The sequence below is a fragment of the Pseudomonas sp. TCU-HL1 genome (genome assembly GCF_001708505.1).
In the GTDB taxonomy this organism is placed as follows: domain Bacteria; phylum Pseudomonadota; class Gammaproteobacteria; order Pseudomonadales; family Pseudomonadaceae; genus Metapseudomonas.
Map to the genome: position 1 here is coordinate 585164 of NZ_CP015992.1, position 13627 is coordinate 598790.

The window sequence follows — 13627 nt, forward strand, 5'->3', positions numbered from 1 at the left end:
AAGGTATGTCGGCTGTTTTACTCGTGGTGGTTGGCCTTCGATGATCCGAGCGCTCCTTTCCCTGCTGTTCGCCTGCACGCTGGCTATGCCTGCATTGGCTGCGTTGCCCCCATTGTCTCTGGATGAGGACCAGCAACGCTGGCTCGAGGCGCATGCCCAGCTTCGAGTTGGCGCGGTGCTGCAAGCGCCTTACGTGCTGCTCGATCGTCGCTTGCAGCAACTCTCGGGCGCCAACGTGGAACTGATGAACTGGCTGGCCAAGGCCATGAGGGTCGAGCTGGTCTGGCGCACCTACGACAGCCAGGGTGAGCTGGAACAGGCTTTGCGCGCGGGGCAGATCGACCTCGCTCCGGGGCTCGCTCAGACCCCGGCCGGCCTGCGTCTGTGGCTGTTCTCCGATCCCTATATGCGGGTTTCGCAGTTGATCGTGGGGGAGCGCGAGGGCAGCGCGGCGGTGGATCTGGAACAACTCGACGCCACCTCGCCAGTCGCGCTCCGCGAGCCGAGCGCGGTGGCCGACTACCTGCGCGCGACCTATACCAACCTCAACTTGAAGCCCATGACCAATGAGCGCCAGGCGCTCCAGGCATTGCTGGCCGAACAGGTGCGCTTCGCCGTGCTGGACGAGGCCCAGCTCAGTCGTCTGTCTCGCGAGCAGGAATTCGCCGGGCTGGCAGTGGTGGGCGACATTGGTTTTCCGCAGTTGCTGCGAGTCGCCTCCCGGCGAGACTGGCCCGAGCTGGCGACGATCGTCGATATCGCCCTGCGCAGCCTGCCCCCCAAGGACCTCGACCAGCTCCACGAACGCTGGCTGCAGGCGAAGTACCCGCGACTGGGCGAGTCGGCCGGTTTCTGGCAGAACCTGAGCCTGCTGCTGGGCGTGCTGTTGCTCAGTGCCGCAGTCATCATCGTCTGGCTGCGCCGCCAGCGCCGAGCGCTGGAGCGGCAATTGCTCGACGCCCGCCACGCCATGCAACTGCGCGAGGCGGCCGAGGAAGCCCTGCGCCTCACCCAGTTCTCCATTGACCACAGCACCCTCGGCATCCTTTGGGTGAACTGGGATAGCCACGTACGCTACGCCAACCGCGCTGCCGAACAGATGCTCGGCTATGCCTCCGGCAGCCTGGCGGACCGGCCGCTGGTGGATTTCCAGCCGGACCTGAACATGGACCGCTGGCTCAATCTGTGGCGCCGTGCACGCAACAGCGACGAGGGGCCGCTGAGCTTCGAGACCCGTTGCCTGCGGCCGGACGGCAGCTGGCTGCCGGCGGATGTGTCGCTGAGTTTCCTGCGCTTTGGCTCCTCGGAGTACCTGGTGGTATTCCTCTCCGACGCGACCGAGCGCCGCCGCGCCCGCGAGGCTCTGGAAGAAAGCGAGGCCCGCCTCAAGGGCATCGCCTCCAACGTGCCCGGCCTGGTATTTCGTCTGGAACGACCGAAAGCCGGCGCGCCGTCTGCCTTCGCCTTCATCGGCGAGGGCAGTGAAGGGTTGGTGGGCTACAGCGCCAGCGAGTTGCTGGACTCCGGCCGCGGTATCCGGGGCCTGGTTCACCCGGACGACCGCGACGGCTACTGGGAAAGCCAGATGCAGGCGCTGGACGCTGATCGGGACTGGCACTGGCAGGGGCGCATCCTCACGCGCGATGGCCAGCAGCGCTGGGCCGACATCAAGGCCAGTGCGCGGGTGTTCGAGGATGGCCGCGCGATCTGGGACGGTGTCGTCTGGGACATTACCGAGAACAAACAGATCGAACTGGAACTGGCCGCGTCCCGCGCCCAACTGCGCGATCTCTCGGCGCACCTGGAAAGCGTGCGCGAGGAAGAGAAGGCGCGCATCGCGCGCGAAGTCCATGACGAACTCGGCCAGGTGCTCACCGTACTCAAGCTGGAAACGTCCATGTGCGAACTGGCATTCGCCGGGCTCGATGCCGGGTTGCGCGAACGGCTCGACAGCATGAAGCGCCTGATCGCGCAGCTCTTCCAGCTGGTGCGCGACGTCGCCACCGCCCTGCGCCCGCCGATCCTCGACGCCGGCATCGCCTCGGCCATTGAGTGGCAGGCACGGCGCTTTGAGGCCCGCACGCAGATTCCCTGCCTGGTGGAGGTGCCCGAGCAACTGCCGCAGCTGTCCGACGCCAAGGCTGTGGGCCTGTTCCGCGTGCTGCAGGAAGCGCTGACCAACGTCATGCGCCATGCCGAGGCGCATACTGTGGCGGTTCGCCTCAGCGAGGAAGACGGCATGCTCTGCCTGCGCATCAGTGATGATGGCCGCGGGTTCGACACCGGCGCCAGGCGCGGGAGCTCATTCGGTCTGGTGGGTATGCGTGAGCGTGTGCTCATGCTGGGTGGTAGCCTGCAGATCGACAGTCAGCCCGGAGAGGGCACCACCCTTTGTGTGCATGTGGCATTGGATAAGGAGAAAGCAGCGTGATCCGAGTACTGGTCGCCGAAGACCACACCATCGTCCGCGAGGGCATCAAGCAGCTCATCGGGTTGGCCAAGGACTTATGTGTGGCGGGCGAGGCCAGCAATGGCGAGCAGCTGCTGGAAACCCTGCGCCAGACGCCCTGTGAAGTGGTGTTGCTGGATATCTCCATGCCTGGCGTCAATGGCCTGGAGGCCATCCCGCGTATCCGCGCCCTGACCAACCCGCCGGCGGTGCTGGTGCTGTCCATGCACGATGAAGCGCAGATGGCGGCGCGGGCGCTGAAGATCGGCGCGGCCGGCTACGCCACCAAGGACAGCGACCCGGCCCTGCTGCTCACCGCCATTCGCAAGGTGGCTGCGGGCGGCCGCTATATCGACCCGGAGCTGGCGGACCGCATGGTCTTCGAGGTCGGCCTGACCGATGCTCGACCGGCTCACACGCTGCTTTCGGAGCGGGAGTTCTCGGTGTTCGAGCGCCTGGTGCGGGGCGAAGGGGTGAACGAAATCGCCCAGCAACTCGCCGTCAGCAGCAAGACGGTGAGTACCCACAAGGCGCGGCTGATGCAAAAGCTCGGGTTGCATTCGGTGGCGGACCTCGTGAAGTACGCCGTGGAACACAAGCTGCTGTGAATGTCTGACAATTGCGATCTGGTTTGTAGGGCGATCCCTACAAAGAATCCTCTCTAAGCCTTATAGCAATCTCTCATACCGCCCGATTTGCGTGGGCTGCCGCCTTCTCTAGGCTTTCACTACGGCAGACACAAAAACAAAGGTGCGGTTATGGCCGAGACACAAGGCAGCGACATCCTGGTCAGCTTTCGCGGCGTGCAGAAAAGCTACGACGGCGAGACCCTGATCGTCAAAGACCTCAACCTGGATATTCGCAAAGGCGAATTCCTCACCCTGCTCGGGCCGTCCGGCTCCGGCAAGACCACCAGCCTGATGATGCTCGCCGGGTTCGAAACCCCCACCAGCGGCGAAATACTCCTGGGCGGTCGCTCCATCAATAACGTGCCCCCGCACAAGCGCGACATCGGCATGGTGTTCCAGAACTATGCGTTGTTCCCGCACATGACGGTGGCCGAGAACCTGGCCTTCCCGCTCTCGGTGCGCGGCATGAGCAAGACCGACGCCAGCGAGCGGGTCAAACGCGCACTGTCCATGGTCCAGCTGGACGCCTTCCGCAATCGCTACCCCGGCCAACTTTCCGGCGGCCAGCAGCAGCGCGTCGCCCTGGCCCGGGCCCTGGTGTTCGAGCCCCAGTTGGTGCTGATGGACGAACCCCTCGGTGCGCTGGACAAGCAGCTGCGCGAGCACATGCAGATGGAGATCAAGCACATCCATCAGCGCCTGGGCGTCACTGTGGTCTACGTGACCCACGACCAGGGCGAGGCACTGACCATGTCCGATCGCGTGGCGGTGTTCCATCAGGGCGAGATCCAGCAGATCGCCCCGCCGCGCGAGCTGTATGAACTGCCGAAGAACACCTTCGTGGCGAACTTCATCGGTGAGAACAATCGCTTGAACGGCCAGCTGGAAAGCCGCGACGGCGAGCGCTGTGTCGTGCGCCTGGGCCGTGGTGAGAAAGTCGAGGCTCTGGCGATCAATGTCGGCCAGCCGGGCGAACCGGTGACCCTGTCGATCCGCCCCGAACGCGTGCGCATCAACGGCCACAGTGAGAGCTGCGTGAACCGCTTCTCCGGGCGCGTCGCCGAGTTCATTTACCTGGGCGACCACGTGCGTATCCGCATGGAGGTCTGCGGCAAGCCCGACTTCTTCGTCAAGCAACCTATTGCTGAGCTCGACCCCGCACTGGCGGTAGGCGATGTGGTGCCGCTCGGCTGGCAAGTGGAGCACGTCCGCGCACTGGACCCGCTACTGGCGGAATGACGCGACGGCGCCAAGGCATTAGCAACCCTGCACTGTGGAGAAAATAACAATGTCGAAATCCCTGAAACTCACCGCCATCGCCCTCGGGTTGGCCTGCGCCGCCCAGGCAATGGCCGCCGACCTGACCGTGGTGTCCTTTGGTGGTGCCAACAAGAATGCGCAGGTCAAGGCGTTCTACGAGCCCTACCAGCAGAGCACCGGCAACAAGATCATCGCCGGCGAGTACAACGGCGAAATGGCCAAGGTGAAGGCCATGGTCGACACCAACAGCGTTTCCTGGAACTTGGTGGAAGTGGAGTCGCCCGAGCTGGCCCGCGGTTGTGACGAAGGCCTGTTCGAGGAGCTCGACGCCGCCCAGTTCGGCAAGTCCGAAGACTACGTACCAGGCGCCATCCAGCCTTGCGGCGTCGGCTTCTTCGTATGGTCCACCGTGCTGGCCTACAACGCTGACAAACTGAAATCCGCCCCCACCAGCTGGGCCGATTTCTGGGACGTGAAGAAATTCCCGGGCAAACGCGGCCTGCGTAAAGGCGCCAAGTACACCCTGGAGTTCGCCCTGATGGCCGATGGCGTTGCTCCGAAGGACGTCTACAGCGTGCTGGCCACCAAGGAAGGCCAGGACCGCGCCTTCAAGAAGCTCGACGAAATCAAGCCGAGCATCCAGTGGTGGGAAGCCGGCGCCCAGCCGCCGCAGTTCCTCGCCTCCGGTGACGTGGTCATGAGCTCCGCCTACAACGGCCGCATCGCTGCCGTGCAGAAGGAAAGCAACCTGAAGGTCGTGTGGAACGGCGGCATCTACGACTTCGACTCCTGGGCCATTCCGAAGGGTGCCAAGGATGCTGACAAGGCCAAGGAATTCATCGCCTTCTCGGTCAAGCCCGAGCAGCAGAAGATCTACTCCGAGAACATCGCCTACGGTCCGGCCAACACCCAGGCGGTGCCGTTGCTGGACAAAGGCCTGCTGAAGGACATGCCGACCACGCCGGAGAACATCAAGGACCAGGTCGCCATGGACGTCACCTTCTGGGCTGACTACGGCGAGCAGCTGGAGCAGCGCTTCAACTCCTGGGCGGCCAAGTAAGGACGCCTGCTATTCCCCTCTCCCTGCGGGAGAGGGGCTGGGGGTGAGGGGGATGCTTCCTCACCCTGGCCTTAGGGCCTGAAAGTCCAACCCTGTTCCAACGGAGTTCGCCATGGCCACTGCAGTGCCCCTGAACGAGGTCGCCGGCCCCAGCCTCAAGCAGCGCCTCGCCCGAGCCGAGCGGATGAACCGCCTGAAATCCCAGGCGCTGATCCTGCCGCTGCTGATTTTTCTTCTGCTGACCTTCCTGGTGCCCATTGGCGCGCTGCTCTACAAGAGCGTGAACAACCCGGAAGTGGTCGGCTCCATGCCGCGCACCGTCGACGCCATATCCAGTTGGGATGGCAAGGCGCTGCCCGGCGAGCCCGTGTATAAGGCGCTGGCCGAAGACCTCGCCGAGGCGCGCAAGAACCAGACCATCGGCGACCTCTCCAAGCGCCTGAACATGGAACTGGCCGGCTACCGCAGCCTGATGGCCAAGACCGCCCGTGCCCTGCCGTTCAAGACCGAGCCCGCTTCCTACAAGGACGCGCTGGAAAGCATGGACGAGCGCTGGGGTGACCCCGCGTACTGGCAGGCGATCCGCCGCAACGCCAGCCATCTGACGCCCTATTACCTGCTCGCGTCGCTCGACCATCGCATCGATGATCTGGGCGAGCTTGCGCCGGCCACGCCGGACCAGGCCATCTACTTGGACATCTTCGCCCGCACCTTCTGGATGGGGGCGGTGATCACGGCAATCTGCCTGCTGCTGGCCTATCCGCTGGCCTACCTGCTGGCCAACCTGCCGACGCGTCAGAGCAACCTGCTGATGATCCTGGTGTTGCTGCCGTTCTGGACCTCGATTCTGGTGCGCGTTGCAGCCTGGATCGTATTGCTGCAGTCCGGAGGCTTGATCAACGGGGCGTTGATCAAACTCGGTCTGATCGACCAGCCGCTGCAACTGGTGTTCAACCGCACCGGTGTGTACATCGCCATGGTGCACATCATGCTGCCGTTCATGATCCTGCCGATCTACAGCGTGATGAAGGGCATCTCGCCCAGCTACATGCGCGCGGCGATCTCCCTCGGCTGCCACCCGTTTTCCAGCTTCTGGAAGGTCTACTTCCCGCAGACCGTGGCCGGTGTCGGTGCCGGGTGCCTGCTGGTGTTCATCCTGTCCATCGGCTACTACATCACCCCGGCCTTGCTGGGCAGCCCGAACGACCAGATGGTCAGCTACTTCGTCGCCTTCTTCACCAACACCACCATCAACTGGGGCATGGCCACGGCGCTGGGCGGCATGCTGCTGTTCGCCACCCTGGTGCTCTACGTGGTTTACACCTGGCTGGTGGGCGCTGGCCGCCTGCGTCTTGGTTGAGGAGAACAAGAAATGCTGAGTCCCTACATGTCTCCGGTCGAGCGCCTGTGGTTCTATACCCTGCGCGGCCTTTGCGGCCTGGTGCTGCTGTTCCTGATCCTGCCGGTGCTGGTGATCATCCCGCTGTCCTTCAACTCCGGCACCTTCCTGGTTTATCCGCTGCAGGGCTTCTCCCTGCGCTGGTACGCCGATTTCTTCCAGTCGGCTGAATGGATGCGCTCGTTGACCAACAGCATGATCGTCGCCCCGGCGGCCACTGTGCTGGCGATGGTCTTCGGCACCCTGGCGTCCATCGGGCTGACTCGCGGCGAGTTCCGTGGCAAGGCCCTGGTGATGAGCCTGCTGATTTCACCGATGGTGGTACCGGTGGTGATCATCGGCGTGGCCAGCTACCTGTTCTTCGCCCCGCTGGGCCTGGGTAACAGCTACCTGTCGCTGATCCTGGTGCATGCGGTGCTGGGCGTGCCCTTCGTGATCATCACGGTGTCGGCCACCCTGCAAGGCTTCAACTACAACCTGGTGCGTGCCGCCGCCAGCCTGGGCGCGCCGCCGCTGACGGCCTTCTTCAAGGTGACCCTGCCGCTGATCGCGCCGGGGGTGATCTCGGGAGCGCTGTTCGCTTTCGCCACCTCCTTCGACGAAGTGGTGGTGACCCTGTTCCTCGCCGGCCCCGAGCAAGCCACCCTGCCGCGCCAGATGTTCAGCGGCATTCGCGAGAACCTCAGCCCCACCATCGCCGCTGCCGCGACCTTGCTGATCGGCTTCTCGGTGGTCCTGCTGCTGGTGCTGGAGTGGCTGCGCGGCCGCAGCGAGCGCATGCGCACCTCGATGCCGGAGTAACCTCTCCAACCTTCACCTGCCCGCGTCCCCGTCGCGGGCAGGTTCTTTTCCGCCTCGCCTCAGTCATCGGTCGAATCCCCGCGCGGCACCCATCCCGGCTACAATTCGCGCCACCGTGATTCTGCCCTGAGGTCAGCCATGCAGCCTTTCGCCATCGCACCGTCGATTCTTTCCGCCGATTTCGCCCGCCTGGGGGAGGAAGTGGAGAACGTTCTCGCCGCCGGCGCCGACATCGTTCACTTCGACGTGATGGACAACCACTACGTGCCCAATCTGACCATCGGCCCGATGGTCTGCTCGGCGCTGCGCAAGTACGGCATTACCGCGCCGATCGACGCGCACCTGATGGTCAAACCGGTGGATCGCATCATCGGCGACTTCATCGAGGCCGGCGCCACCTACGTCACCTTCCACCCGGAAGCCTCCGAGCACATCGACCGCTCCCTGCAGCTGATCCGCGACGGCGGCGCCAAGGCCGGCCTGGTGTTCAACCCGGCCACCCCGCTGGACGTGCTGAAGTATGTAATGGACAAGGTCGACATGATCCTCCTGATGAGCGTCAACCCCGGCTTCGGCGGGCAGAAGTTCATCCCCGGCACCCTCGACAAGCTGCGTGAAGCGCGCGCCCTGATCGATGGCTCCGGCCGCGATATTCGCCTGGAGATCGACGGCGGCGTCAATGTGAAGAACATCCGCGAGATCGCGGCGGCGGGCGCCGACACCTTCGTTGCCGGCTCGGCCATCTTCAACACGCCGGACTACGCTGAAGTCATCGCCGCCATGCGCGCCGAGCTGGCCCAGGTCTGATATGGGCACCTTGCACCGGCTGTTCGACGGGCGCCTGCCACGCCTGGTGATGTTCGACCTGGACGGCACCCTGGTGGATTCGGTGCCGGACCTGGCGGCCGCCGTCGACCAGATGCTGGTCGCCCTGGGCCGCCCGGCCGCGGGTGTGGAACAGGTCCGCGAATGGGTTGGCAACGGTGCCCGGGTGCTGGTGCGCCGCGCCCTGGCTGGCGACCTCGACCATTCAGCTGTCCATGAAAGCGACGCCGAACAAGGCCTGGAGCTGTTCATGCAGGCCTATGCCGAGAGCCATGTGCTGACCACCGTCTATCCGGGCGTGGCGGAAACCCTCAAGTGGCTGAAGAAGAAAGGCGTTGAACTGGCGCTGATCACCAACAAGCCCGAGCGCTTCGTCGCCCCCTTGCTGGACGAGATGAAGCTGGGCCGCTACTTCCCGCTGATCATCGCCGGCGACACCCTGCCACAGCAGAAGCCCGACCCGGCAGCACTGCTCCATGTGATGCACATGACCGGGGTCAGCCGCACCGAGGCACTGTTCGTCGGCGACTCGCGCAATGACGTCCTGGCCGCCAAGGCCGCCGGGGTGAAATGCGTGGCCCTGAGCTACGGTTACAACCACGGTCGGCCCATCGCCGAAGAGCAGCCCGCCCTGGTGGTGGATGACCTGCGTGAGCTGCTCCCGGGCGGTTGCGCCGCCCACGGTGCTGCGCTAATGTCGCCGGACTCCTCCGACAATCCGCCTCAACGAGACAGAAACGTGGTAGTTCCCTGCAAGCATTGGCTCGAACGAGCCGGAATGAAGATCATCAAGGCCGTGGCCCGTTGGCGCTGGCGCGCCTAATTCATTCTGGCCGGAAGAACCGGCGCGCTTGCACACCGTCGTTTTATCTCCAGGAGCCCCCAAGGGGCTCCCCGCCCCATGAGGCAGATCATGACCCGCGAAGAATTCCTGCGTTTGGCCGCCGAAGGCTACAACCGCATTCCGCTTGCGTTCGAAACCCTGGCGGATTTCGATACCCCCCTGTCCCTCTACCTGAAACTCGCTGACACCCCGTACTCCTACCTGCTGGAGTCTGTGCAGGGCGGCGAGAAATGGGGTCGCTACTCCATCATCGGCCTGCAAAGCCGCACGGTGCTGCGCGCCCACGACCTGAAGGTCAGCGTCAGCGTCGATGACGTCGAGGTGGAGTCCCACGACTGCGAAGACCCGTTGGCCTTCGTCGAGGACTTCAAGGAACGCTATCAGGTGGCGCCCATCGCCGGCCTGCCACGTTTCAACGGCGGCCTGGTGGGTTACTTCGGCTACGACTGCGTGCGCTATGTCGAAAAACGCCTGGCCAACTGCCCGAACCCCGATCCGCTCGGTACCCCGGACATCCTGCTGATGGTCTCGGACGCGGTCATCGTGTTCGACAACCTGGCCGGTAAGCTGCACGCCATCGTCCTGGTCGACCCGACACAGCCCGACGCTTACGAAAAGGGTCAGGCACGCCTGGTCGAACTGCGCCAGAAGCTGCGCCAGCCGGTAGTTCCGCGCCTGGGCGTGGACCCGAGCATGCCCGTGGGCGGCGAGCCGGACTTCCGCTCCAGCTTCACCCGCGAGGATTACGAGCAGGCGGTGCGCGAGATCAAGGAATACATCCTGGCAGGCGATTGCATGCAGGTGGTGATTTCCCAGCGCATGTCGATCCCCTTCCAGGCTGCCCCTATCGATCTGTACCGCGCCCTGCGCTGCTTCAACCCCACGCCCTACATGTACTTTTTCAACTTCGGTGACTTCCATGTGGTGGGTAGCTCGCCGGAGGTGCTGGTGCGCGTCGAGGATGGCCTGGTCACCGTGCGCCCCATCGCCGGCACCCGCCCGCGTGGTGCGACCGAGGAAGCCGATCGTGCGCTGGAGGAGGACCTGCTCTCCGACGCCAAAGAGCTGGCCGAGCACCTGATGCTGATCGATCTCGGCCGCAATGACGTCGGCCGCGTTGCCAGTACGGGCAGCGTCAAGGTCACCGAGAAGATGGTGATCGAGCGTTACTCCAACGTGATGCACATCGTTTCCAACGTCACCGGCCAGCTCAAGGAAGGTATTTCCGCGATGGAAGCGTTGCGCGCCATCCTGCCGGCCGGCACCCTCTCCGGCGCACCGAAGATCCGCGCCATGGAGATCATCGACGACCTCGAACCGGTCAAGCGTGGTGTCTACGGCGGCGCCGTGGGCTACCTGGCCTGGAACGGCAACATGGACACTGCCATCGCAATCCGCACGGCGGTCATCAAGGACGGCGAACTGCACGTACAGGCTGGCGCTGGCATCGTCGCCGATTCGGTCCCGGCGCTGGAATGGGAAGAGACGCTGAACAAGCGCCGTGCCATGTTCCGTGCCGTGGCTCTCGCCGAACAGACCGCCAAGACCGACGCCTGAGGATTGCACCATGCTGCTGATGATCGATAAGCAGCATTGGCTTCCTCCGATGTCCGCTAGCGTCTAAGGTCCTTCATGGATCCCAGTATTTTCAAGGGTTATAAGTCCTTTGTCGTCCATGGCGTTCATTGGAATCTACGGATAATGCGGGTATCGTTGCGGGTATCAAAGTACGGATACCCGCAACCATGCCCTTGACCGATGCCAAGATCCGCAACTCCAAGTCTGGCGACAAGTCGCTCAAGCTCACCGACGGTGGCGGGTTGTACCTGGAGGTTCGTCCCACCGGTGCCAAGCTATGGCGGTTGCGTTACCGCATAGATGGTAAGGAGAACGTGTTTGCTATCGGTGGCTATCCGGAGATCGGCCTGGCCGATGCACGGAACGAGCGAGAAAAGGCTAGGTCGCTGATTCGCCAAGGTGTCCATCCTTCGCACAACCGGCAGGCCGAGCGACTAGCTACCAGTGCTGCGAATGCGAACACCTTCGAGGCGGTTGCGCGTGAGTGGATCAAAAAGAAGGCGCCAGGCTGGACGCCTTACTACTTGCGGCAGGTTGAGAGGTTCATGGCGGCAGACGTCTTCCCCTTCGTGGGTAAGCTGCCGATACGCAGCGTATCGGTCGCACACCTGTTGGAGATTCTCAGCCGGATTGAGGCGAGAGGTGCTCCAACGGTGGCTCTGCTCGTAAGGCAGTGGTCGTCGGCAGTCTTTCGCTATGCCGTCGCGACATTGCGTGCTGATGCCGATCCTGCTGCAGCCCTGAAAGGCGCTATCCACCGGCCCAAGGTGCAGCATCACAAGCCGCTCAGTCGTGAGCAGGTAGTCGACTTCTCCAGGGCATTGGAACAATACGGCGGCTACAGGACTACGGTGATCGCGATGCGTCTTATGCTGCACACCTTTGTTCGCACCGTAGAGCTCCGCAAGGCGGAGTGGAGTGAATTCGATCTGGATCGGGCTGAGTGGCGTATTCCTGCAGAGCGCATGAAGATGCGAGAGCCGCACATCGTTCCGCTATCCAGGCAGGCGGTCGATCTGCTGCGTGAACTGCACACCCACACCGGCGGTCGTCGGCTGCTATTTCCCAACTATCGCAGGCCGAACGAGTGCATGACTGCCACGACGCTGAACCGGGCGCTTGAGCGCATGGGATTCAATGGCAAGGACAGCATCGGCTTTTCGGCGCATGGCTTTCGTGCGACAGCCTCGACCATGCTGAACGAAATGGGATATCGCTCAGACGTGATCGAGCGTCAGTTGGCACATGCCGAGAGAAACAAGGTGCGTGCAAGCTACAACCAGGCTGAGTATCTGGAAGAGCGACGCCAGTTGATGCAGGCGTGGGCCGACGATATTGATGTTCAAATTTCAAAGGGGAAGTGCTCCTGAGTTGATACCCAATCGCCTGGTTGTGTTCTTGGGGTTATTGGGATTGCAGAGCTTATATCAGGTCATGCTTGTGTCCTTGGGTGACATGAATGGGACGAGGGTGTGCAGAATTTTGTGTAACCGGGGTTGGGATTACAGCTGCGGCAGCCTGTCTTCGTAGCTGATCGTAAAGCGGGTCAGCGCCGCCTTCCAGTCACGGATCGGCATCGTCCATTTCTTGCTGATGTTACGCAGCGCCAAGTAGAACAGTTTCAGCAGCGCCTCGTCGCTGGGGAACGAGCCGCGGTTCTTGGTGATCTTGCGCAAACTCATGTTCACCGACTCGATGGCATTGGTGGTGTAGATCACCTTGCGAATCTCCGGTGGGAAGTCGAAGAACGGCGTGATCCGTGGCCAGTTGCGCCGCCAGGACTGGCCAATCGGCAGGTAGTCGTCGTCCCACTTGGCCTCGAACTCACCGAGGCGCAGTTCGGCCTCGTCGGCGGTGGCGGACTGGTAGATGCGCTTGAGGTCGGCCGCCACCTCGGCGCGGCGCTTCCACGATACGTAGTTCAGGCTGTGCCGCACCATGTGCACGATGCACAGCTGCACGCTGGTGAGCGGGAACACCGCCTCGATCGCTTCGGGGAAGCCCTTCAGACCATCCACGCAGGCGACGAAGATGTCCTGCACGCCGCGATTGCGCAGCTCGGTCACCACCTGCAACCAGAACTTGGCGCCTTCGTTCTGGGCGATCCACAGACCGAGGATTTCCTTCTCGCCGGCCAGGTTGATCCCGAGCGCCAGGTACACCGCCTTCACCCGCACGGCGCCGTCACGCACCTTGGTGTGGATGCAGTCCAGGTAGACGATGGGATAGAGCGCATCGAGTGGCCGCGACTGCCAGGCCTTCACCTCGTCGGCTACCGCATCGGTCACCGAGGAGATCAGGCTGGGCGAGACCTCGGCCCCATACATCTCCTGCAGGTGCGCCTGAATCTCGCGCACCGTCAGGCCGCGGGCATACAGCGAGAGGATCTTGTCGTCGAAGCCCGTCCAGCGGGTCTGGTGTTTCTCGACGATCTGCGGGTCGAAGGTACCGTGGCGATCACGGGGCACCTCGATGGGCAGCTCGCCGAACTCGCCCTTGAGCTTCTTGCGGCTGAAGCCGTTGCGGGTATTGCCGCTGGCGTTGCTCACCGGCTGATGCTTGTCGTGGCCGAGGTGATGGGTCAGCTCGGCATCCAGCGCCCGCTCGACCAGCTTCTTGGTCAGCTGCTTGAGGATGCCCTCGGCACCGATCAGGTCTTCAGGTTTCTGGTAATGGGCCAGGAGCTGATCCAGCAGCTCGTCGGTGATGGGGTGTTTCGTCTTGCTCATGGTGTCTCCGGTCTGGAGCGACAGTGTCACTCATGAACCGGTTACACAAAAAT

General features: G+C 63.3%; 11 protein-coding genes. 10 read left to right on the forward strand and 1 reads right to left on the reverse strand.

Going from position 1 to position 13627, the window contains the following annotated elements; all coding sequences use genetic code 11:
- The first annotated feature begins 40 nt into the window (after nucleotides 1-40).
- The 10 genes from THL1_RS02645 to THL1_RS02690 all read left to right on the forward strand — a co-directional run bounded on the left by THL1_RS02645 (nucleotide 41) and on the right by THL1_RS02690 (nucleotide 12215).
- Nucleotides 41-2431, forward strand: coding sequence for a PAS domain-containing sensor histidine kinase (locus tag THL1_RS02645; RefSeq protein ID WP_069081834.1), 2391 nt, complete (start codon nucleotides 41-43; stop codon nucleotides 2429-2431).
- Entirely contained in the window at nucleotides 2428-3057 is a 630-nt protein-coding gene (locus THL1_RS02650; protein WP_069081835.1) for a response regulator, read from the forward strand. The genes THL1_RS02645 and THL1_RS02650 overlap by 4 nt, the downstream gene beginning before the upstream one ends.
- Before the next feature lie 150 nt (nucleotides 3058-3207).
- Complete coding sequence (locus THL1_RS02655) at nucleotides 3208-4317, forward strand: ABC transporter ATP-binding protein (protein WP_069081836.1); 1110 nt, start codon at nucleotides 3208-3210, stop codon at nucleotides 4315-4317.
- A gap of 49 nt (nucleotides 4318-4366) precedes the next feature.
- Entirely contained in the window at nucleotides 4367-5398 is a 1032-nt protein-coding gene (locus tag THL1_RS02660) for an ABC transporter substrate-binding protein (protein WP_069081837.1), read from the forward strand.
- Nucleotides 5399-5510: 112 nt separating this feature from the next.
- Nucleotides 5511-6758, forward strand: a complete 1248-nt coding sequence (locus THL1_RS02665; RefSeq protein ID WP_069081838.1) for an ABC transporter permease — start codon at nucleotides 5511-5513, stop codon at nucleotides 6756-6758.
- Between the two features lie 12 nt (nucleotides 6759-6770).
- Nucleotides 6771-7598: an ABC transporter permease gene (locus THL1_RS02670; protein WP_069081839.1), complete on the forward strand. Its 828-nt coding sequence runs from the start codon at nucleotides 6771-6773 to the stop codon at nucleotides 7596-7598.
- 138 nt (nucleotides 7599-7736) lie between these two features.
- The gene (rpe, locus tag THL1_RS02675; RefSeq protein ID WP_069081840.1) at nucleotides 7737-8405 is read left to right on the forward strand and encodes a ribulose-phosphate 3-epimerase; all 669 of its coding nucleotides are present in this window, start codon (nucleotides 7737-7739) and stop codon (nucleotides 8403-8405) included.
- Between the two features lies 1 nt (nucleotide 8406).
- Complete coding sequence (locus THL1_RS02680) at nucleotides 8407-9246, forward strand: phosphoglycolate phosphatase (protein WP_069081841.1); 840 nt, start codon at nucleotides 8407-8409, stop codon at nucleotides 9244-9246.
- A 90-nt stretch (nucleotides 9247-9336) separates the two neighbouring features.
- Entirely contained in the window at nucleotides 9337-10824 is a 1488-nt protein-coding gene (gene trpE / locus THL1_RS02685) for an anthranilate synthase component I (RefSeq protein WP_069086388.1), read from the forward strand.
- Nucleotides 10825-11012: 188 nt separating this feature from the next.
- Nucleotides 11013-12215 carry a tyrosine-type recombinase/integrase gene (locus THL1_RS02690; RefSeq protein WP_069081842.1) on the forward strand — a complete coding sequence of 401 codons (1203 nt, stop codon included), beginning with the start codon at nucleotides 11013-11015 and terminating at the stop codon, nucleotides 12213-12215.
- 132 nt (nucleotides 12216-12347) lie between these two features.
- Here the strand turns inward: THL1_RS02690 and THL1_RS02695 are convergent, their stop codons facing one another.
- Entirely contained in the window at nucleotides 12348-13574 is a 1227-nt protein-coding gene (locus tag THL1_RS02695) for an IS256 family transposase (RefSeq protein ID WP_069081843.1), read from the reverse strand.
- Between the last annotated feature and the right edge of the window lie 53 nt (nucleotides 13575-13627).

Excerpts from the sequence above, each read along its gene's own strand:
- THL1_RS02660 (WP_069081837.1), top strand. The coding sequence starts at position 4,367 with ATGTCGAAATCCCTGAAACTCACCGCCATCGCCCTCGGGTTGGCCTGC.
- rpe (WP_069081840.1), top strand. The coding sequence starts at position 7,737 with ATGCAGCCTTTCGCCATCGCACCGTCGATTCTTTCCGCCGATTTCGCC.
- THL1_RS02690 (WP_069081842.1), top strand. The coding sequence starts at position 11,013 with ATGCCCTTGACCGATGCCAAGATCCGCAACTCCAAGTCTGGCGACAAG.
- THL1_RS02645 (WP_069081834.1), top strand. The coding sequence starts at position 41 with ATGATCCGAGCGCTCCTTTCCCTGCTGTTCGCCTGCACGCTGGCTATG.
- THL1_RS02680 (WP_069081841.1), top strand. The coding sequence starts at position 8,407 with ATGGGCACCTTGCACCGGCTGTTCGACGGGCGCCTGCCACGCCTGGTG.
- THL1_RS02655 (WP_069081836.1), top strand. The coding sequence starts at position 3,208 with ATGGCCGAGACACAAGGCAGCGACATCCTGGTCAGCTTTCGCGGCGTG.
- THL1_RS02670 (WP_069081839.1), top strand. The coding sequence starts at position 6,771 with ATGCTGAGTCCCTACATGTCTCCGGTCGAGCGCCTGTGGTTCTATACC.
- THL1_RS02695 (WP_069081843.1), bottom strand. The coding sequence starts at position 13,574 with ATGAGCAAGACGAAACACCCCATCACCGACGAGCTGCTGGATCAGCTC.
- THL1_RS02665 (WP_069081838.1), top strand. The coding sequence starts at position 5,511 with ATGGCCACTGCAGTGCCCCTGAACGAGGTCGCCGGCCCCAGCCTCAAG.
- trpE (WP_069086388.1), top strand. The coding sequence starts at position 9,337 with ATGACCCGCGAAGAATTCCTGCGTTTGGCCGCCGAAGGCTACAACCGC.